The sequence below is a fragment of the Leclercia adecarboxylata genome (assembly GCF_006171285.1).
In the GTDB taxonomy this organism is placed as follows: Bacteria; Pseudomonadota; Gammaproteobacteria; order Enterobacterales; family Enterobacteriaceae; genus Enterobacter; species Enterobacter barmai.
The window spans coordinates 1-20,856 of record NZ_CP040894.1 but is presented as its reverse complement, the minus strand read 5'-3'; the positions used below and the strand labels follow the sequence as shown (position 1 = coordinate 20,856).

General features: G+C 55.7%; 18 protein-coding genes and 4 pseudogenes. 8 read left to right on the top strand and 14 right to left on the bottom strand.

All coding sequences use genetic code 11. The features are described 5' to 3' along the window. Positions 1-123: 123 nt before the first annotated feature. The 3 genes and pseudogenes from FHN83_RS27185 to FHN83_RS27170 all read right to left on the bottom strand — a co-directional run. Positions 124-549 (bottom strand): annotated as a pseudogene (locus tag FHN83_RS27185) (conjugal transfer protein TrbA); the annotation flags it as partial. A 646-nt stretch (positions 550-1,195) separates the two neighbouring features. Further along, positions 1,196-2,200: an IS110-like element IS4321 family transposase gene (locus FHN83_RS27175; RefSeq protein ID WP_000427623.1), complete on the bottom strand. Its 1,005-nt coding sequence runs from the start codon at positions 2,198-2,200 to the stop codon at positions 1,196-1,198. A gap of 78 nt (positions 2,201-2,278) precedes the next feature. Beyond that, a complete protein-coding gene (locus FHN83_RS27170; protein ID WP_139565654.1) occupies positions 2,279-5,266 on the bottom strand; it encodes a Tn3 family transposase in 2,988 nt (995 codons plus the stop codon). 167 nt (positions 5,267-5,433) lie between these two features. Here FHN83_RS27170 and FHN83_RS27165 point away from each other — a divergent pair, with 167 nt between their 5' ends. The 6 genes from FHN83_RS27165 to FHN83_RS27140 all read left to right on the top strand — a co-directional run bounded on the left by FHN83_RS27165 (position 5,434) and on the right by FHN83_RS27140 (position 9,669). After that, the gene (locus FHN83_RS27165; protein WP_045270074.1) at positions 5,434-6,075 is read left to right on the top strand and encodes a recombinase family protein; all 642 of its coding nucleotides are present in this window, start codon (positions 5,434-5,436) and stop codon (positions 6,073-6,075) included. A 147-nt stretch (positions 6,076-6,222) separates the two neighbouring features. Then, positions 6,223-6,606, top strand: coding sequence for a hypothetical protein (locus tag FHN83_RS27160; protein ID WP_004118043.1), 384 nt, complete (start codon positions 6,223-6,225; stop codon positions 6,604-6,606). Positions 6,607-6,650: 44 nt separating this feature from the next. Beyond that, positions 6,651-7,388 (top strand): HupE/UreJ family protein, encoded by a 738-nt coding sequence (locus FHN83_RS27155; protein WP_047721424.1) that lies wholly within the window; start codon positions 6,651-6,653, stop codon positions 7,386-7,388. Between the two features lie 13 nt (positions 7,389-7,401). Next, complete coding sequence (locus tag FHN83_RS27150) at positions 7,402-8,091, top strand: hypothetical protein (protein WP_004118039.1); 690 nt, start codon at positions 7,402-7,404, stop codon at positions 8,089-8,091. A gap of 172 nt (positions 8,092-8,263) precedes the next feature. Continuing rightward, complete coding sequence (locus tag FHN83_RS27145; protein ID WP_004118036.1) at positions 8,264-8,533, top strand: metal-sensing transcriptional repressor; 270 nt, start codon at positions 8,264-8,266, stop codon at positions 8,531-8,533. 11 nt (positions 8,534-8,544) lie between these two features. Further along, entirely contained in the window at positions 8,545-9,669 is a 1,125-nt protein-coding gene (locus FHN83_RS27140; RefSeq protein WP_047721423.1) for a nickel/cobalt efflux protein RcnA, read from the top strand. A 164-nt stretch (positions 9,670-9,833) separates the two neighbouring features. Here FHN83_RS27140 and FHN83_RS27135 read toward each other — a convergent pair. Continuing rightward, positions 9,834-10,199 (bottom strand): annotated as a pseudogene (locus tag FHN83_RS27135) (Tn3 family transposase); the annotation flags it as partial. Between FHN83_RS27135 and FHN83_RS27130 the strand changes: the two are divergent. After that, positions 10,164-10,865 (top strand): annotated as a pseudogene (locus FHN83_RS27130) (SulP family inorganic anion transporter); the annotation flags it as partial. The pseudogenes FHN83_RS27135 and FHN83_RS27130 sit on opposite strands and share 36 nt — an antisense overlap. Positions 10,866-11,120: 255 nt before the next feature. On the opposite strand, the gene FHN83_RS27125 reads toward FHN83_RS27130, so the two are convergent. The 10 genes and pseudogenes from FHN83_RS27125 to FHN83_RS27080 form a co-directional block, all read right to left on the bottom strand. Then, a complete protein-coding gene (locus tag FHN83_RS27125; protein ID WP_000427623.1) occupies positions 11,121-12,125 on the bottom strand; it encodes an IS110-like element IS4321 family transposase in 1,005 nt (334 codons plus the stop codon). Positions 12,126-12,203: 78 nt separating this feature from the next. Then, positions 12,204-15,169 (bottom strand): annotated as a pseudogene (locus FHN83_RS27120) (Tn3-like element TnAs3 family transposase). A 2-nt stretch (positions 15,170-15,171) separates the two neighbouring features. After that, a complete protein-coding gene (locus FHN83_RS27115) occupies positions 15,172-15,732 on the bottom strand; it encodes a recombinase family protein (RefSeq protein WP_000147567.1) in 561 nt (186 codons plus the stop codon). A gap of 125 nt (positions 15,733-15,857) precedes the next feature. Then, positions 15,858-16,844 (bottom strand): DUF3330 domain-containing protein, encoded by a 987-nt coding sequence (locus tag FHN83_RS27110; RefSeq protein WP_016240397.1) that lies wholly within the window; start codon positions 16,842-16,844, stop codon positions 15,858-15,860. Continuing rightward, positions 16,841-17,077, bottom strand: coding sequence for a broad-spectrum mercury transporter MerE (gene merE / locus FHN83_RS27105; protein ID WP_000993386.1), 237 nt, complete (start codon positions 17,075-17,077; stop codon positions 16,841-16,843). The genes FHN83_RS27110 and merE overlap by 4 nt, the downstream gene beginning before the upstream one ends. After that, on the bottom strand, positions 17,074-17,436 hold the full coding sequence (gene merD, locus FHN83_RS27100) for a mercury resistance co-regulator MerD (RefSeq protein ID WP_001277456.1): 363 nt from the start codon (positions 17,434-17,436) through the stop codon (positions 17,074-17,076). The genes merE and merD overlap by 4 nt, the downstream gene beginning before the upstream one ends. A 17-nt stretch (positions 17,437-17,453) precedes the next feature. Beyond that, a complete protein-coding gene (merA, locus tag FHN83_RS27095; RefSeq protein ID WP_000105636.1) occupies positions 17,454-19,148 on the bottom strand; it encodes a mercury(II) reductase in 1,695 nt (564 codons plus the stop codon). 51 nt (positions 19,149-19,199) lie between these two features. Beyond that, a complete protein-coding gene (gene merC, locus FHN83_RS27090) occupies positions 19,200-19,622 on the bottom strand; it encodes an organomercurial transporter MerC (protein WP_001340589.1) in 423 nt (140 codons plus the stop codon). Between the two features lie 35 nt (positions 19,623-19,657). Continuing rightward, entirely contained in the window at positions 19,658-19,933 is a 276-nt protein-coding gene (merP, locus tag FHN83_RS27085; protein WP_000732292.1) for a mercury resistance system periplasmic binding protein MerP, read from the bottom strand. Between the two features lie 13 nt (positions 19,934-19,946). Then, a complete protein-coding gene (locus FHN83_RS27080) occupies positions 19,947-20,297 on the bottom strand; it encodes a mercuric transport protein MerT (protein ID WP_001294663.1) in 351 nt (116 codons plus the stop codon). Positions 20,298-20,368: 71 nt separating this feature from the next. Between FHN83_RS27080 and merR the strand changes: the two genes are divergently transcribed. Continuing rightward, entirely contained in the window at positions 20,369-20,803 is a 435-nt protein-coding gene (gene merR, locus FHN83_RS27075) for an Hg(II)-responsive transcriptional regulator (RefSeq protein WP_005303925.1), read from the top strand. Positions 20,804-20,856 lie beyond the last annotated feature (53 nt).

Here is a 20,856-nt window from a genome sequence, read left to right as displayed (position 1 = left end):
GCGGCGGTCCATGTCATATTCTTTCATCAGGTTGTGCGCTTTCTGGCTGTTGGCCAGCCGCCAGGAAGGTGGCGATCGCTTTCCACGGCTCTCCTCTTGACTTCTTTTTGCGGCGGGATGGTTTTCCGGACGGGGCAGGATTAGGCGAATGACCTCGGCCTCCGTCCGGGCAACGGCCACGATCCCAACCCCTTCAATAAACCCTTTGGTCGTGTTTGCACTGTGCAGGGGGGAAAAGAGCTTCCGGTCGACCCCCTTGAGCCACAGAAAGTTTGGTGGCGACAGGCGTAAATTATGGGCATACAGCCAGACAAGGCTGCTACTGACATACGGGTGTTCACGCAACCACTTTGCGGCACTTTCATTGCGAATAACGCGACTGAACGCGGGACGGGACAGCGGATAAACCGGACGCGAGAATTTCCCTTTATCCCTGCGGCTTTTGAGACGGTATGAGCGGTTCAGGACATCCATCAGGGCTTTAGCGGCAGAACGGTCGTCGAGGAAGAACTAAAGGCCGAAGATGGCGAACAGGGCTTTTTCAGGTGGTCAGCGCCCGTCCTTGCAGCGAACTATGTCCGCGCCGGTTCGGTAAACGCAGGAAGTTGGTCCCGCCGCGCGCATAGTTACAACATCCTCTGAAATCTGAACCGGAAGGAGCATATCTGAAGCTTTAACCCGACGACCCACCACTGAAAAGCGCCGCCGCCCGGCCCGAAGGGCCGGAAGACATCGCTTTTAATGATGGATGTTGTAACTAGAAATCTGAGCCGCTTCAGGTGTCCTCGCGTCAGGTTTCGCAGTACACGCTCGTAAGCGGCCCTGACGGCCCGCATAACGCGGAGATACGCCCCGACTGCGGCTCTGCCTTGTCGGGACCACTCCGACCGCGCACAGAAGCACCTGAGTCGCTGTAGACGGGGTCCGCTTGGAAAACGAATCTATGGTCACTCCCGTTTTTGCAACACCGATTTTGACGACAAGTTGGCTTGCTTGAATCTATCCGGCGTCTGAATGGGATTTTATTCCCGCGCCTTGATGAGTTCCGCGCCTGATGAACCTCCAGAAAATATACGGCTTCAATGAGCCTTTCCGTTTTACAGGTTCCTCAACAGGCCGGTGGGCCGTTAGTATCATCAATATCAGTATTCGCAAAACCAGATCAGTAATTCTTTAAACCGGTGTATTTCTGCCGTTATGCTACATAAGTTTGCTGTCGTGCCGTTAGGGCCCAGGCTATTCTGGCCAGCTTATTTGCCAGAGCACAAGTGACGACAAAGTTGCTTTTCCGGCACAGTAAATCCCTGACCCAATCGGCCAATTTGCCAGACTGGTGTTCCAGTTTTTGTATGAATACCCTGGCACATTGAACCAACAAAGTTCGGATCTTTTTATTACCTCGCTTACTAATTCCCAGCAATGTCGTCCTACCTCCCGTGCTGTACTGCCGAGGTACAAGCCCTGTTGCCGCCGCAAAGTCACGGCTGCTGGCGTACTGCTTCCCGTCGCCAATCTCAGTTGAAATAGTACTCGCTGTCAGTGTTCCGACGCAGGGAATGCTCAGCAAGCGCTGTCCAACCTCATCTTCGTCCAACTTTCGTTTCAACTGGGATTCCAAATCTTTAATCTGCTCAACAAGATAGTGATAATGCTGTTGTAATTTCAGCAATAACTGGCTGAGGTAAAGAGGCAAACTATTATCCTCAAGAATGGTACTCAGTCGGCTAATAACGGCAGCTCCTCGGGGAACGCTAATGCCAAATTCCAGCAGAAAAGCATGCATTTGATTGGTTGTTTTTACCTTATCCTGAACCAGGGATTCACGGACACGATGCAGAGCCCGCATTGCCTGCTGAGATTCCGTTCTGGGCTGCACAAAACGCATAGACGGACGCGATGCAGCTTCACAAATAGCTTCGGCGTCGACAAAGTCGTTTTTATTGCTTTTAACGAACGGGCGGACAAATTGTGGTGATATCAGCTTTGGGGAATGCCCCAACTCTTCCAACTTGCGTGCCATAAAGTGAGAACCGCCACAGGCTTCCATTGCGATGGTTGTAGCGGGGCATGTCGCCAAAAATTCGATCAACTTTGGCCGGGTAAATTTTTTACGGTAAACAGCCTTCCCGCGACGATCCTGGCAATGAATATGGAAAGAGTTTTTACCCAGATCGATACCAATGAGCGCAATGTTTTCCATGATAGTTCTCCGAATGAAAGCCTGTCCTCAGCATAGTACCGGGAAGGAGGGAGTGACCATCTCATTAAATATTGTACGTTAAGATGATTTTTTGTACTGACTGACATCAACTGGCCGCAAAGGACGATACTTCCCTTCAGTCAGTTTTTTATTGTTTCGCCAGATATAGTCTCCCGTCAGATTAATGTGCTCCCAGCCCAGCGGAGACAAGTGTGACAGCAACTGATCATTGATATGTATCCCTTTCTTTTTCAGCAGATTAATGGCGTTTTCTATATATACGGTATTCCACAATGTGATCGCTGCGGTGATCAGCGTAAGCCCACTGGCGCGGTAACTCTGGTTTTCCAGACCACGATCCCTTATTTCCCCCAGACGATGCATGAAAACGGCTCTGGCAAGCGCATTCCGGGCTTCTCCTTTGTTCAGACCTGCCTGAACTCTGCGACGCAGTGCAGGATCGCGAAACCAGTCCAGCATAAACAGTGTTCGCTCAATGCGACCTATTTCCCTCAGCGCCTTAGCAAGCCCATTCTGTTTCGGATAACTGGCCAGTTTTTTCAGCATCAGAGAGGCTGTCACTGTTCCCTGCTTTATTGAGGTCGCCAGCCTCAGAATTTCATTCCAGTGTGTTTCTATCTCTTTGATATTCAGTGGTGTTGTGGAAATAATTGATTGTAGTGCGGGGTATTCATTAGCTTTCCCCCGTATAAACAACCGCTTATCGTGAAGATCCCGGATCCTTGGTGCAAAAGCGAATTCCAACAAATGCATCAGCGCAAAAACATGCTCCGTGAAACCTGCCGTATCGGTGTAATGCTCCGTTATTTCAAGATCACTTTCGTGATAAAGAAGGCCATCAAGTACGTGGGTGGAGTCACGAACACGGCTGATCACTTTGGTATAAAACGGGCTGTACTGATCAGAAATGTGCGTATAAAACTGAACTCCCGGTTCCTGACCGTACTTCAGGTTGACCTGACCCGCATAGCGGCCATGGCTGCTAACCCGAAAATTCTGGCCGTCAGAAGATGAGGTTGAACCGTCTCCCCATAATGCAGCCAGCGGACGCGATTTCTGGGCATTAACCAGCTCAGACAGGGCGGCAGCGTAGGTTTCATCGCGGATATACCATGCCTGCATGTTTTCCAGCGAAGCTCGAGTGGTTCCCGGACAAGACTCAGCCATTTTGGTCAGCCCCAAATTAATGCCGTCCGCCAGGATGGTGGTGAGCAGCAAACGGTTATCCTGTGGTCGGGTGAGTGGATTCTTCAGATGGGTAAAATGTCGCGTGAAGACAGTCCATCGTTCAACTTCATCCAGTATTTCTGTAATTTTTGGGTGCGGCAACATGTTGTAAATCAGGTCAGCCAGGGGTGAGATTGTGGAAGGAACGCTGTTATCCAGTGGCGTGATCTTTACACCTTTATCTGTAATGTCCACATCAGGAAGTTCTCCGGTGACCGCCATTGCGTTAACTTCCTCCAGCCGGGAAGCCAGCAGCGTTAGCCTGGCCTTAAGGTAAGCTCTGCATTCAGTTTCGACAGGTACATTTAACTTATTATTATTTAATAGTTTTTCGAAATCGCTGCGTGGCATAAGATAGTCATCAAAATTCTTGTAGCGTCGGGAGCCCTGAACCCAGATATCACCGGCCCGCAGAGCTCCCTTCAGCTCATTCATGGCGCAAATTTCATAGTATTGCCGGTCAATGCCTGCGGGGGTGATCACCATCTTTTTCCAGCTCTCAGGGATGAAATCCAGCGGAGCCGATGAAGGAACCTTTCGTAGCTGTTTACGGTACATCTCACGGATAGTATCAAGGGCATCATTAAGCGGTAAGGCGGCCGGAGTGGCCCTCAGTTGCAGGGCCGATAACAACCGGGAAGAATATTTGCGCAGCGTGCTGAATTTTTCGGTAACAAGATGAAGCGGTTCGAAATTATCTTTGCGAGCAAGAAGTCGGGTTTCCTCCAGGCTGGAGGCAAAATCTTCCCACGGTAATATCCGTTCAACAGCAGACAGAGGATCTTCGCCTGCGTTGCGTGCATCCAGAATAGCCTGTCCAACGGAAACATACTGACGTAATTTCTGCTGTATCAGCTTGCCTGTTTTCTGAAGGCGTTCGGCCTGCTGACGTTTTGCCCGACTGAACATACTGCCCAGTATACGTTCATGCAGTTCTATAATTTCATCAATGATTGTGGCTCTTGCCTCAGTCAGTACACAGACCATCGTTGCATACCGACGTGCAGGGGCAAAATCAGCCAGATCACGGCTGCTCATTTTGCGGCCTTCACGCGCGAGTTTCAGCAACCGATTCTGGTGAACAGTTCTCTCCACGCCTTCCGGTAGCGCCAGAGCTTCAATGGCGTTAAGGCGATCTATATGTTGCAGCACATTCTTTCCATTGATCTTTCCCGGAGGCTGAAGCAACCACGTCAAACGGGAGATTTGTTTGTCAGTTGTCACCAGTAGCGCATCAAGCACTGATTTATGCGTGATGCCAAGATGCGCATTCAATGTGGTGTAAACTGCTTTATCACCCAGTGTCATTGCTTCAGCACAGGTACGTTCCACAACATCAATACCAGGAATAATAATTCGCTGTTGATGCAGATGCTTCAGTAATTCCTCGGCGATAAGTATGCCCCGATCGGTCCTGGTAGACAGAGGGAGTAGATGCTGGATGCATTCTTTCTGAAGTGCCCCATTAAAGGCCTTCAGCTCCAGATACCGATACAGTTCCCCCAGGTGCTCGCGCCGGGTGGTACCACGGCCGGAAATATATTCCTGCCAGAGCTCTGCTGAAAGTTTAAGTCGGGCACCGATGATTTTGAGTAATTCTGCGGGTGGGGATGATTTTTTATCCGGGGCAAAGCCGACATTTTTCAGATAACAGAGAAGAACGGCAAAACCAAATCGGCTTGCAGGTTTACGGTGGGCATTAATAAATGCCAGATCCTGCTCACTGAAATATGCCATTCGGGTCAGCGTTAACTCATCGTCCGGTAATGCCAGTAATGATTCTCTTTCCGACAGAGAAAGAATCTGCCTCCTTGCCATATAGTTTCCCTCATAAATTATTCGATGCGGTATTTTTAACGAAAATGGTTATCGCATAAGGGTACACCCTGACGCCATAATCAAAACGTGACGGTACGCCATTAATGACATAACCTATATGCGATAGAATAAATGCAATAACTTAAATGCTATAATGCGGTGAAAAAATGTTCATCAGAGCTTATTTGAGAGCGTCGACGGAAGATCAGTTTGCGGATCGGGCAAAAGACATGCTGGAGCAGTTCGTTCAGGAAAGAGGGTATAAAATAGCCAGCTACTACCGGGAGAACATCAGTGGTACAAAACTGGACCGCCCGGAACTGGGACGACTGCTAATGGACAGTCACCATAATGATATTTTACTGGTCGAGCAGATAGACCGTCTGACTCGCCTGAGCAACAGCGACTGGATGACGCTGAAAAAGCAAATTGAGCAACACGAGTTGCGGATTGTCAGTCTGGATGTCCCCACGTCATGGCAGGCTCTGTCAGATAAAGACCCTACACAGGCTGACCCGATAACCCGCGCTGTCATTACGGCTATCAACAATATGTTGATCGACCTGATGGCCGCAATGTCACATAAGGACTGGTTGAGTCGCCGCCAGCGACAGCAACAGGGAATTAAACGCGCTCATTCTCTGGGTAAATACCGGGGCAAGCAGGCCGATCACGAACGACATCAAAAGGTATTGTACTACCGACAGGTTAAGAAACTCAGTATACGGGAGACCGCAGAAGCTACCGGCTATAGTTCTTCTCAGGTTTGTCGGATACAGGCACTTAACAAAATATCCGGTACTGATTAAATCTGGCTGCTCAGATGTCTTCTGCGCCAGAGATGAAATGACAGCGAATAATTCTTCTTTCATCTTACCGGGACGACCAGAAGACCTGAAAATTTCCATTGCTATGCAACCAGCAGGCAGTTTAGATTAGCGCCGAAAGTTACTTTTATGGCAAAGGTGTCGTTAGCGGTGTTTGTGAAATCTGCGTTTATCTCCAGAGCTGTGCTGTTTGTTGTGGCCTTTGCCATGATGAGCGCTTTGCTGCTGGCAAAACCGCAGTCCTCTCAGATGTCATCGATGCAGACCACCGAAGCACATCAGCACGATAATGATGCTTCCCCTGATGAGCACAACACGCTCTTATTTCATTCCCACGGCAATGTGCATCACCTGAATGCCGATCATTCTCATGACATCAATAAGCTTTTTGCACTGACGGAATTCTATGTCTGGCAGGGAAAAAACAGAGCTGTGTATGGTCATGGAAGTCCCCGTCATTATTTCGTTTCCCTGTCTACTCCTGAGCGTCCCCCAAGGTCCGGGCTTGTCTGATTCCTGCTGTTAAAGCGTTATTATTCATAGCTTAAGGATTTTTTATGTTCACGAACCTTGCATTACGTGGCGGGGTGTATGACGGCCTTTTTTCCGCCAGAATGCGCTCTGCCTGTCTGTTTTTTGTACTTTTATTGCTTTTCTATAGCCAGGGTGCATCTGCACACGGCGTAGCCGAAGGCGACAAAGGGTACATTCAGGAAATTACCGGGATAAACATCCTCCCGTTTATCTACCTTGGTGCAAAGCACATGGTGACCGGTTACGATCACCTGCTGTTTCTGTTCGGGGTGATTTTCTTTCTCTACAAAATGCGCGACATCGGTTTGTACGTCAGCCTGTTTGCCATTGGTCACTCCAGCACGCTGCTGATTGGCGTTTTCTTTGATATCAGCGTCAGCGCGTATCTCATTGATGCCATCATCGGTCTGTCGGTGGTCTATAAGGCGCTCGATAATCTTGGGGCGTTCCAGCGCTGGTTTGGTTTCCAGCCGGATATCAGACTGGCAACGCTCATCTTTGGTTTCTTCCACGGCTTTGGTCTGGCGACGAAAATAAAGGAATTCGAGATCTCCCCTGATGGCCTGTTCGTTAATCTGATCGCGTTCAATGTGGGGGTGGAGATAGGCCAGTTACTGGCTCTCAGCGCTATTCTGATCGTGATGAGTTACTGGCGTCAGACCGCGAGCTTTTTCCGTCATGCCTACACCGCTAACGTTGTGATGATGAGCGCCGGTTTCCTGCTGATGAGCTACCAGCTTTGTGGCTATATCCTTGCCTGAGAGAGAATGAATTATGTACAACACTGATTTACCTACCCGCGCTGAGCTTCCTTCTTCACTGAAGCTGATGCAGTCCACCCTGATGGCCGCCATCGTTGCCCTGACATTACTCATTACCGTGGTGATGCCGTCTGAATATGCTATAGACCCAACCGGCATAGGCCGGGTTCTCGGGTTAAAACAAATGGGAGAGATCAAAACGCAGCTGGCTGAAGAAGCGGAGTCGGACCAACAGGCCGTCGTCAATATTCAGGCCCCGGTTGCCCGCCCAGCGACGGTAAGCACGGTTCCTGATAATCCCCCGGTGATAGCGCAAAACAGTGCTCCGGAGCGGGATACCCCGTCCGTCATACCGTCACAGGAAACGAAGGCGGCGGGTGTTCAACGCAACCAGATGGTGATTACGCTTAAGCCAAACGAAGCCGCAGAGATTAAACTCGACATGCGTAAGGATGCGCAGGTGAGTTATCAGTGGACAAGCTCCGGACCGGTTAACGTTGATGCCCATGGTGATCCGACCAATGCGCCGAAGGGGTTCTATCACGGTTACGGGAAAGATCGCCAGATCACCGCCAAAGAGGGGATTATCCAGGCGGCTTTCGACGGAAAGCATGGCTGGTTCTGGCGCAACCGTGGCACGAAGAGCGTCACGATCCGTCTGGATACCAACGGCCAGTACATGACGATTAAACGCGTTATTTAATCTGCCAACCCGGGCTTGCCCGGGTTTTTCGCCTCCGTTCAGCCCCTTTTATTTCTGCTCCTGCCCGGAAGAATGCTTGCCTTTGCTCATCCGCTTCTTTAACATTCCTTATCCCCCTGGGGGGGATGTGGCGAGGCGAATATTCCCATCGCCCGGAGAAGAGGAGGAAATCATGTCAGTTCACACTTCACACCCCGACATCATTAAAAGGCTGAAACGTGCCGCAGGGCATCTGAAGAGCACTATCCAGATGCTCGAAGACGAAAAACCGTGCCTGGATATCGCCCAGCAGTTGTCCGCTGTGGAAAAGGCGATAACGAATGCCAAGCGAACGCTTATTCATGATCACCTGGACCATTGTCTGGAACATGCCCTGGAAGACAGCCAGCATGCATCTGACACGTCGCTCAGCGAATTTAAAGAGATAACCAGGTACCTTTGAGGTAAGAGAAAATGACCGATTTTTCTGCGTTGTTACAGCAGGGCGTGGCCAACGCATGGCTGTTTGTTCCCAGCGCCATTTTGCTCGGTGCGCTTCACGGTCTTGAGCCGGGACATTCCAAAACCATGATGGCCGCTTTTATTGTCGCTATCCGGGGAACCGTCAGACAGGCTGTCATGCTGGGCCTGGCTGCCACGCTTTCCCATACGGCCATCGTCTGGATGATTGCGCTGGGCGGGATGTATATCAGCCGGAAATTCACCGCTGAATCAGCCGAACCCTGGTTTCAGCTGATTTCCGCCGTCATTATTCTCGGCACTGCGGCATGGATGTTCTGGCGGACATGGAGCGGTGAACGTCTGTGGAAACTGGAGCAGGAAGAAGAACATGCGCACGGGCATCATGAGCATGACGAAACGCGGATTATTGATACCGGCCACGGTAAAGTCGAACTCTCTATTTTTGAAGAAGGCCAGCTGCCGCACTGGCGTTTTCGTACCCTGAGCGGTCAGAACTGGCAAACCCGGGATGTCTCACTGGTGACAAACCGGGGTAAAGGCACCTTTTCGCAGGTCTTCGATTTTGTCGAGAAAGACGGCTTCATGGAGTCCACACAGGCTATCCCGGAGCCGCACAGCTTTGAGGTTCGTCTGACGTTAGGTCATCGCGGTCATGTTCATGACTACGACGTGACATTTCATGAACACGAACACGAACATTCAGCGCTCAAAGGACTGGATGCCTCCTCAAAGGAATTCCAGGATGCGCATGAAAAAGCCCATGCTAACGATATTAAAAAACGCTTCGCCAACCGGAATGTGACCACCGGTCAGATAATCCTGTTTGGGCTGACAGGCGGGCTGATCCCGTGTCCGGCTGCCATTACGGTCCTTCTGCTTTGTATTCAGGTGAAAGAGTTTTCACTCGGGGCCGCGCTGGTTTTATGCTTCAGTATTGGCCTGGCAATCACGCTGGTCACGGTGGGTGCCGCAGCGGCCTACAGTGTGCGACAGGCCACAAAGCGCTGGCGTGGATTTGATACCCTGGCGCGTCGGGCTCCCTATTTCTCCAGCGTGCTGATTGCCCTGGTGGGAATTTATATGGGCTATCACGGCTGGTCAGGGATTATGCAATAACCCTTGCGTATTCGTCCCGGCAGTCGCCGGGGCGTTGCACTAAGTTCTCCGAAGCAGATGTAAAACCAGTCAGACAATCTCGCACCCACTATTTCAATAGTTACAGCTATCCCGTCTATACCACTTTGGTTCCTGCCTGCCCTTCGGCAGTACAAATGTTCGCCTTAACGTACAATATTTCCCGTTTCCCAAACGGGCCCCACTGAGCGTAATGCGCGGTATTTACCCTGTCCCAGTTTGAGGTTTGTTCTCCAGACGTAATCCCCGCTCAGGTTGATATGTTCCCATCCCAGCGGTGACAGATGGGTAATCAGTTGCTCATTAATCGCGATCCCTTTCCGTCTCAATGAATCTACCGCTCTTTCTATATAGACCGTATTCCACAGCGAGATCGCCGCAGTCAGCAATGTCAACCCACTTGCCCGGTAACTCTGTTTTTCCAGTCCCCGATCTCTGATTTCCCCCAGCCGGTGCATAAAGACTGCTCGCGCAAGGGCATTGCGGTGGTTGGCCTGCTTGAGTCGATGATGACCGCCACTATCGTGGATGACATGACCGACACGCCAAGCGACAAAAACAGGGAGTGCAAAGCTCAGGGCATCGCGAACATCTGCACATCCTTTATCGGAGGAATGGCAGGCTGCGCGATGATTGGGCAATCTGTTATCAACGTAAAATCCGGTGGACGCGGACGACTTTCAACCCTCACGGCGGGCGTGGTGCTGCTTTGCCTGATTGTGTTCCTGCGCGACTGGGTCTCCCAAATCCCGATGGCAGCGCTGGTCGCGGTGATGATTATGGTTTCCATCGGGACATTCTCCTGGCGCTCCATTGCCAACCTGCGGACACACCCCCTTTCAACCAGCGTGGTCATGCTTGCCACCGTCGCGGTTGTGGTGGCAACACATAATCTGGCCTTCGGTGTGCTGACCGGTGTACTGATTGCTTCGCTCAACTTTGCCACTAAAGTATCCCGGTTCATGCGTGTAACCTCAGTTCTGGAGGGGACGAGCCGGACGTATACCGTCACCGGCCAGGTATTCTTTGCTTCAGCAGACCGCTTTACGAGCCACTTTGATTTCCGTGAAGCGATTGAGAATGTGGTGATAGACGTTTCACATGCCCATTTCTGGGACATCACGTCCGTCAGCGCCCTGGATAAGGTGGTCATTAAGGGGGCACCTCAGAAAACGGAATCTATGGTCACTCCCGTTTTTGCAACACCGATTTTGACGACAAGTTGGCTTGCTTGAATCTATCCGGCGTCTGAATGGGATTTTATTCCCGCGCCTTGATGAGTTCCGCGCCTGATGAACCTCCAGAAAATATACGGCTTCAATGAGCCTTTCCGTTTTACAGGTTCCTCAACAGGCCGGTGGGCCGTTAGTATCATCAATATCAGTATTCGCAAAACCAGATCAGTAATTCTTTAAACCGGTGTATTTCTGCCGTTATGCTACATAAGTTTGCTGTCGTGCCGTTAGGGCCCAGGCTATTCTGGCCAGCTTATTTGCCAGAGCACAAGTGACGACAAAGTTGCTTTTCCGGCACAGTAAATCCCTGACCCAATCGGCCAATTTGCCAGACTGGTGTTCCAGTTTTTGTATGAATACCCTGGCACATTGAACCAACAAAGTTCGGATCTTTTTATTACCTCGCTTACTAATTCCCAGCAATGTCGTCCTACCTCCCGTGCTGTACTGCCGAGGTACAAGCCCTGTTGCCGCCGCAAAGTCACGGCTGCTGGCGTACTGCTTCCCGTCGCCAATCTCAGTTGAAATAGTACTCGCTGTCAGTGTTCCGACGCAGGGAATGCTCAGCAAGCGCTGTCCAACCTCATCTTCGTCCAACTTTCGTTTCAACTGGGATTCCAAATCTTTAATCTGCTCAACAAGATAGTGATAATGCTGTTGTAATTTCAGCAATAACTGGCTGAGGTAAAGAGGCAAACTATTATCCTCAAGAATGGTACTCAGTCGGCTAATAACGGCAGCTCCTCGGGGAACGCTAATGCCAAATTCCAGCAGAAAAGCATGCATTTGATTGGTTGTTTTTACCTTATCCTGAACCAGGGATTCACGGACACGATGCAGAGCCCGCATTGCCTGCTGAGATTCCGTTCTGGGCTGCACAAAACGCATAGACGGACGCGATGCAGCTTCACAAATAGCTTCGGCGTCGACAAAGTCGTTTTTATTGCTTTTAACGAACGGGCGGACAAATTGTGGTGATATCAGCTTTGGGGAATGCCCCAACTCTTCCAACTTGCGTGCCATAAAGTGAGAACCGCCACAGGCTTCCATTGCGATGGTTGTAGCGGGGCATGTCGCCAAAAATTCGATCAACTTTGGCCGGGTAAATTTTTTACGGTAAACAGCCTTCCCGCGACGATCCTGGCAATGAATATGGAAAGAGTTTTTACCCAGATCGATACCAATGAGCGCAATGTTTTCCATGATAGTTCTCCGAATGAAAGCCTGTCCTCAGCATAGTACCGGGAAGGAGGGAGTGACCATCTCATTAAATAAAGCACGCTAAGCCGGTTGCAGAGGCCGTAGCGGCCTGAACTTCCCCGCGCCGATCTTGGCGCTGCTGCGCCATAGGTAATCACCGGTCAGGTTGATGTGCTCCCAGCCGAGTGGCGACAGGTACTGCAATAGCGAGTCATCGACGGCATGACCATTGCCGCGCAACGCATGCGCCGCACGCTCCAGGTAGACCGTGTTCCACAGCACGATGGCCGCCGTCACCAGGTTGAGGCCGCTGGCCCGGTAGCGCTGCTGCTCGAAACTGCGGTCACGGATTTCACCAAGGCGGTTGAAGAACACGGCACGGGCCAGCGCATTGCGCGCCTCGCCCTTGTTCAGCCCGGCATGCACGCGGCGGCGTAGCTCGACGCTTTGCAGCCAGTCGAGGATGAACAGCGTGCGCTCGATGCGGCCCAACTCGCGCAGCGCGACGGCCAAGCCGTTCTGGCGCGGGTAGCTGCCGAGTTTCCTGAGCATCAGCGAGGCCGTCACCGTGCCCTGCTTGATCGAGGTGGCCAGCCGCAGGATTTCGTCCCAATGGGCGCGGACGTGCTTGATGTTGAGCGTGCCGCCGATCATCGGCTTGAGCGCGTCATAGGCGGCATCGCCCTTCGGGATGTAGAGCTTGGTGTCGCCCAGGTCGCGGATGCGCGGCGCGAAGCGGAAGCCCAAGAGGTGCATCAGGGCGAAGACGTGATCGGTGAAGCCCGCCGTGTCGGTGTAGTGCTCCTCGATCCGCAGGTCGGATTCGTGGTACAGCAGGCCGTCGAGCACGTAGGTTGAGTCGCGCAGGCCGACATTGACCACCTTGGTGTGGAATGGCGCGTATTGGTCGGAGATGTGGGTGTAGAAAGTCCGTCCTGGGCTGCTGCCATATTTTGGGTTGATGTGCCCCGTGCTCTTTGCCTTGCTAGCGGTTCGGAAATTCTGTCCGTCCGATGATGATGTGGTGCCATCGCCCCAGTGCCCGGCAAAGGGATGCCGAAACTGAGCGTTGACCAGTTCAGCCAACGCTGTCGAGTACGTTTCGTCGCGGGTATGCCAGGCTTGCAGCCAAGCGAGCTTCGCGTAGGTCGTGCCGGGGCAGGACTCGGCCATCTTGGTCAGGCCCAGGTTGATCGCGTCGGCCAGGATCGTGGTCAACAACAGGTTCTTGTCCTTGGCCAGATCGCCCGATTTCAAGTGCGTGAAGTGCCGGGTGAAGCCCGTCCACTCATCGACTTCGAGCAGCAGTTCGGTGATCTTGACGTGCGGCAGGACCATGGCTGTCTGGTCTATCAGCGCCTGCGCGGTGTCGGGCACCGCCGCATCCAGCGGCGTGATCTTCAAGCCCGACTCGGTGATGATGGCATCCGGCAGGTCGTTGGCTGCCGCCATGCGGTTGACGGTGGCAAGTTGTGCTTCCAGCAGCGTCAGCCGCTCATGCAGATATTGTTCGCAGTCGGTGGCCACGGCCAGCGGCAATTCGCTGGACTGCTTGAGGCTGGTGAACTTCTCGGGCGGTACCAGGTAGTCCTCGAAGTCCTTGAACTGGCGTGAACCCTGCACCCAGATGTCGCCCGAGCGCAGGGAGTTCTTCAACTCGGACAGCGCGCACAGTTCGTAGTAGCGCCGGTCGATGCCGGCGTCGGTCATCACCAGTTTCTGCCAGCGCGGCTTGATGAAGCCGGTCGGTGCATCGGCTGGCAGCTTGCGGGCGTTGTCGGTGTTCATGCCGCGCAGCACCTCAATGGCATCAAGCACGTTTTTGGCGGCGGGCGCGGCCCGCAGCTTGAGCACGGCAAGGAATTCCGGTGCATAGCGGCGCAGGGTGGCGTAGCTCTCGCCGATGCGATGCAGGAAATCGAAGTCATCGGGTTGCGCGAGCTTCTGCGCCTCGGTGACGCTCTCGGCAAAGGAATCCCAGGACATGACGGCCTCGATGGGGCAAACGCATCGCGGCCTGATTGCTTGGCGTCGATCAGCGCCTGACCGATGCGCCCGTACAGACGTACCTTGGCGTTGATGGCCTTGCCTGACGCCTGGAACTGCTGCTGATGCTTATTCTTGGCAGCGTTAAACAGCTTACCCAGGATGCGGTCGTGCAGGTCGATGATTTCGTCGGTGACGGTGGCCATGCCCTCGGTGGCCAGCGCCACGAGAGTGGCGTAGCGCCGTTGCGGCTCGAATTTGGCCAGGTCGGCGGGTGTCATCTGGCCGCCCTCGCGGGCAATCTTGAGCAGGCGGTTCTGGTGAACCAGCCGCTCGATGCCGGTAGGCAGATCGAGTGCCTGCCATGCCTTGAGGCGTTCGATGTGTTCCAGCATATGCCGCGAATTTGGCTTGGCCGGAGACTGGCGCAACCAAGCCAACCAGGTCGTCTTGCCGTTGTCCCGGCGCTTGAGCAGATCGTCGAGGCGGCGGCGATGCGCGTCCGCCAGTGGTTCGGCCAAGGCGTCGTAGATGCGCCGGTTAGCACGGGTGATCGCCTCGGCACTCGCCCGCTCGACGGCGTTGAGGGCGGGCAGAATGACCGACTGCCGCCGCAGGTGCCCGATCAAGGCGCTGGCCAGCACGATGCCTTTGTCGGTTTGCATCGCCAGCTCGGTCAGCATCTGGACGGCCTGCCGGTAATGGCTCATGGTGAAGGGCCGGAAACCGAACACGGTTTGCAGCTCGCTCAGGTGCTCGCGCCGGGTCTGCTCCCGCTGGCCGTACTCGTTCCAGCTTTCGACGCCGACCTTGAGCTGGTCGGCGACCAGCTTCAACAAGGGCGGGAACGGTAGTTCATCGACGCCCAGGATGACGCCGGGAAAGCGCAGGTAACAGAGCTGCACCGCGAAGCCCAGCCGATTGGCTGGCCCGCGCCGCTGTCGGATGATCGAGAGGTCGGTATCGTTGAATGTGTAATGTCGGATCAGGTCGTCCTTGGAGTCCGGCAACTCCAGCAGGCTTTCCCGCTCGGCGGCGGACAGGATGGAACGACGTGGCATATTTACTGATCCGTTCTCAAGTATTGATACAGGGTTTCGCGACTGATTCCGAATTCACGAGCAAGCTTGGTCTTTTGCTCGCCAGCCTCGACACGTTGGCGCAGTTCGGCAATACGCTCAGACGACAGGGATTTCTTCCTGCCACGGTAAGCCCCGCGTTGCTTGGCGAGCGCAATACCCTCGCGCTGACGCTCGCGGATCAGGGCGCGCTCGAACTCGGCGAACGCGCCCATCACCGAGAGCATCAGGTTCGCCATCGGAGAGTCTTCGCCAGTAAAACTGAGGTGTTCCTTGACGAATTCGATATGCACGCCGCGTTGTGTCAGCGTTTGCACGATCCGGCGCAAATCATCGAGATTGCGCGCCAGGCGATCCATGCTATGCACCACCACGGTGTCGCCGGTGCGGGCGAAGCTTATCAGCGCTTCCAGTTGCGGACGCTTGACATCCTTGCCGGATGCCTTGTCGCTAAAAGCGCGATCAACCTTGACGCCTTCCAGTTGCCGTTCCGGGTTCTGGTCGAAGGTGCTGACCCTGATATACCCAATGCGCTGTCCAGTCATGGAATTCCCTGCAAAATGTCAGGGAAGACTCTATGACCTTCAACGAGATATGTCAATAAATTCAAAATTCAATCCTATCCTGACGCAATTTACACATGGCATCTGACATCAGGTTAGGGTATGCCTCAACCTGACGGCGGCGAATCACAAGCGTCCGGTTTGACGCTGGTTTCGGTCGCAGTGCTGGCCCGCGCCTGGAAGCGCTGATAGCACTCCAGCCCGCAGAAATGCTCCACGTACTCGGCCCCTTCCGGCGTGAAGGCGGCATCGAGCGGGATTTCCTTGCAGCACACGCAGCAACTGGTGCTCGGTTCATTGGCGTTCATGGTGGTGTTCCTCCATTGGTTGACGAAGCCGACGAAGGCCGCCGCCGGCATCGGCCTGGCGAACAGGAAACCCTGCACCGTGTCGCAACCCGCCTGCCGCAACCACGCAAGGCAGTCGGGTGTTTCCACACCCTCGGCTACCACCTCCATGCCCAGCCCGTGCGCGAGCTGGATCACCGCCCGCACGATAGTTTGGTCACGGGCATCATCCGGGAGCCTGGCGACAAAGGATTGGTCGATTTTCAATGTGGTGATGGGGCAGCATTTCAGATGTTGCAGGCAGGAATAGCCGGTGCCGAAGTCGTCGGCGGCGAAGCGCACGCCGATGGCGCGCAAGGCGTCGAAACTGGCGAACAGGGCTGGATTGCCGAATGCGACCGATTCGGTCAGTTCGATCTCCAGAAGCTCGGCGGGCAGGGCCATATCGGCCAGCACCCGCTTTACCTCGTCGTCGAACGTTGGCCCAACCTGGCTGGCGGACACATTGACGGCAAGACGGAACGGTTGCCATGCCGGTCCTTGCCACTTGTGCATCTGGCGACAGGCCTCGCCCAGCACCCACGCGCCTATTTCCGGCATCAGGCCGAACGACTCGGCCAGCGGCAGGAACTGGCCGGGCGGCAACAGGCCAAGCCTCGGATGCCGCCAGCGCATCAACGCTTCCGCGCCAGCGATCCGGTGATCGCGCAGATCGACCAGCGGCTGGTAATGCAGGTCAAGCTGTCCGCGCGCCGCCGCCTGCGCCAACTCGGCCGCCGTCCATCCGGCGGGCTGCGAACTCGTCATGATCCGCCCCGGAAGGCGCGCAGCAGCCGCGTTACGGCCAGAACGAACAAGCCGGTCAGCGCGAGCGCGGCAACACCCCAATGCTCGCCAAGGAAGGCACCGGCGGTCGTCCCGGCCAGCACGGCGGCGAGAATCGGCAGATGGCAGGGGCAGGTCAACACGGCCAGCGCACCCCACAGGTAGCCGGAAACGGGTTGGCGCGTCTCGGGCGGCAGTTTGTCAGGGGCGTTCACGGCAATGCCTCCTCGTGCGCCCGCTCGGCTGGCATGGAGGCCAGTTGCGCGTCCAGATGGGCCAACGCCGCTCGCCGCCGCTCGACCAACTGGCGCAGCACGGCAAGCTGCGCTGCGGCTTGTGCGCCGTCCGCTGCGTCGAGCGCACGGCACAGCCGCGCCAGGGCATCCAGGCCGATACCCGCCTCGAAGGCCGCGCGCACGAAGCACAGCCGTTGCAAGGCCGCATCGTCGAACACGCCGTAGCCGCCCGTGGTGCAGGCCACCGGCCGTAACAAGCCGCGCACCAGGTAGTCGCGCACGATATGTACGCTCACCCCAGCGTTATGGGCCAGTTGCGATACCGTGTAGGCGCTCATCGCACACCTCCTTGTCCTCACCCGGCGCAGCAGGAAAGCTGCTTCACATCCTTGTTGAAGGTCTGCGCCGCGAGCTTCAACCCTTCGACCATCGTCAGGTAGGGGAACAACTGGTCGGCCAGTTCCTGCACCGTCATCCGGTTGCGAATCGCCAGTGCGGCCGTCTGGATCAGTTCGCCCGCTTCCGGGGCCACTGCCTGCACGCCGATCAGTCGTCCGCTGCCTTCTTCAACCACCAGTTTGATGAAGCCGCGCGTGTCGAAGTTGGCGAGCGCGCGCGGCACGTTGTCCAGCGTTAGCGTGCGACTATCAGTTTTGATGCCGTCATGGTGCGCTTCCGCCTCGCTGTAGCCTACGGTCGCCACTTGCGGGTCGGTGAACACCACGGCCGGCATCGCGGTCAGGTTCAGGGCCGCGTCACCGCCGGTCATGTTGATCGCGGCGCGAGTGCCGGCCGCTGCCGCCACATAGACGAACTGCGGCTGGTCGGTGCAGTCGCCTGCGGCGTAGATGTGTTCCACGCTTGTACGCATGCCGGGGTCGATGACGATAGCGCCTTGCGGGGTGAGCGTGACGCCCGTCGCATCCAGTGCCAGCTTGCGTGTGTTGGGCGCGCGGCCGGTGGCGACCAGCAGCTTGTCGGCGCGCAGTTCGCCGTGCGCCGTGGTGAGCACGAATTCGCCGTCCCCTTCACCATTGATATACGCGACCTGGCTGGCCTGGGTGTGTTCCCTCACCTCGATGCCCTCCATGCGGAATGCGGCCGTGACGGCTTCGCCTATAGCTGGGTCTTCGCGGAAGAACAGCGTGCTGCGAGCCAGGATCGTCACCTTCGCTCCGAGTCGGGCGAACGCCTGCGCCAGCTCCAGCGCCACCACTGATGAGCCAATCACGGCCAGGCGCTTAGGAATCGTCTCGCTGACCAGCGCTTCAGTGGAAGTCCAGTACGGAGTGTCTTTCAGGCCGGGAATCGGCGGCACGGCCGGGCTCGCGCCGGTGGCGATCAGGCAGCGGTCGAATGCCACCACGCGCTCGCCGCCGTCGTTGAGTTGCACGATCAGGTTGCGATTGTCCTTAAAGCGGGCGGAGCCGTGCAGCACAGTGATCGCCGGATTGCCCTCCAAGATGCCTTCGTACTTGGCGTGGCGCAGTTCATCGACGCGGGCCTGCTGCTGGGCCAGCAGCGCCGTGCGCTGGATGGTCGGCGTGGTAGCGGCGATGCCGCCATCGAACGGGCTTTCCCGGCGCAGATGGGCGATATGGGCGGCGCGGATCATGATCTTGGACGGCACACAACCGACATTGACGCAGGTGCCGCCGATGGTGCCGCGCTCGATCAGCGTGACACGTGCGCCTTGCTCGACGGCCTTCAGCGCCGCTGCCATCGCGGCCCCGCCGCTGCCGATGACGGCGATATGCAATGCGCCGCTGCTACCCGTCTTGTCGTTTCTGCCCAGCAGATCGCGCATCTTGTCGAGCAATCCGCCCGGCGTCGAAACTGAGGGGGCATCGGCCAGCGTGGCCCGATAACCGAGTCCAGCTACAGCGGCCGTCAGCGCGTCGGGTGACGTGCCGACCTCAATGGCGAGCTTGGCGCTGCCCTTGGCGTAGGAGACATCCGCTGATTGCACGCCGGGCACTTTCTCCAGGGCGTCCTTGACATGCACTGCGCACGAGTCGCAAGTCATGCCGGTGATTTTGAGAGTGCTCATACCATCGTTCCTTATTCGTGTGGGCCGCCGTGTCGCACGGTCAGCCGTCTTTCACAAGCGCTTGGCGGGGAGTTCGCAGCCGTCCGGTCCGCAACGGCGATGCGCCGGCGACACGAAGTCCCAGATCGACACCCCAATCATCAAGGCCAGGCCGACGTACATCAGGTTCGCCGTCCACCAGTTGCCGAGCAGCCAGACCGTGGCCGCAAACACGATGGCCGGGCCGATCATGCCGAGCAGACTGCGCAGCCATTGCCGATGACTGAACCAACCCAGCGCGTTCGCCAGGAAGGCCAGCGCGGCAAACAGCGGCAGCAGGCGGCTGATGAACAGTCCCTCGTACTGGCTCAAGAAGCCCAGCCCGATGGCCGCGCCGAAGCTGGCGAGGGCTGGAAAGCAGGCGGCGCAGCCCATCGCGGAAACGACGCTGCCGAGCGCGCCGGTTTTATCGGCAATGCGTGTCATCAGTCCCATGAAGCGGCTCTCGCTGTTGTCGTTGGCTTGCTGGCTCACTGCTTGACGCTGGACGGATAGCCGGCGTCTGCGGTGGCCTTGGTCAGCTTCTGTACGCTGGCCTTGGTGTCGTCAAAAGTGACGACGGCCTCGCGCTTCTCGAAGCCCACATCGACCTTGCTCACGCCTTCGACCTTGGAGAGCGCTTTCTTGACTGTGATCGGGCAGGCGGCGCAAGTCATGCCGGGAACCGCTAGCGTGACGGTCTGGGTAGCGGCCCACACCGGGGCAACAGCGGCGGCGAGGGCAAGGGAGGCAAACAGTTTCTTCATGATGAACTCCTGGTTAATAGAAAAATGGAACGACATAGGGAAATCCAAGCGCGACCAGGACCAGCACGGCCACGATCCAGAAAATCAGCTTGTAGGTGGCGCGCACCTGCGGAATCGCGCAGACCTCACCTGGCTTGCATGCCTGCACGGGCCGGTAAATCCGCTTCCAGGCGAAGAACAGCGCCACTAGCGCCGCGCCGATGAACAACGGTCGATAGGGTTCCAGCACCGTCAGGTTGCCGATCCAAGCACCGGAGAAGCCCAGGGCGACCAGTACTAGCGGCCCCAGGCAGCAGGTCGATGCAAGAATGGCGGCCAGCCCGCCGGCGAAGAGCGCACCGCGCCCGTTTTGTGGTTCAGACATACGTTGGCCCTTTTGAATTTGGATTGGATAGCGTAACCTTACTTCCGTACTCATGTACGGAGTCAAGCGATATGGAAAATAATTTGGAAAACCTGACCATTGGCGTTTTTGCCAAGGCGGCCGGGGTCAACGTGGAGACAATCCGCTTCTATCAGCGCAAGGGCCTGTTGCCGGAACCGGACAAGCCTTACGGCAGCATCCGCCGCTATGGGGAGGCGGACGTGGTTCGGGTGAAATTCGTGAAATCGGCACAGCGGCTGGGGTTCAGTCTGGACGAGATTGCCGAGCTGTTGCGGCTCGACGATGGCACCCACTGCGAGGAGGCCAGCAGCCTGGCCGAACACAAGCTCAAGGACGTGCGCGAGAAGATGGCCGACTTGGCGCGCATGGAAACCGTGCTGTCTGAACTCGTGTGCGCCTGCCATGCACGAAAGGGGAATGTTTCCTGCCCGTTGATCGCGTCACTACAGGGCGAAGCAGGCCTGGCAAGGTCAGCTATGCCTTAGCGTGCTTTATTTAATGAGATGGTCACTCCCTCCTTCCCGGTACTATGCTGAGG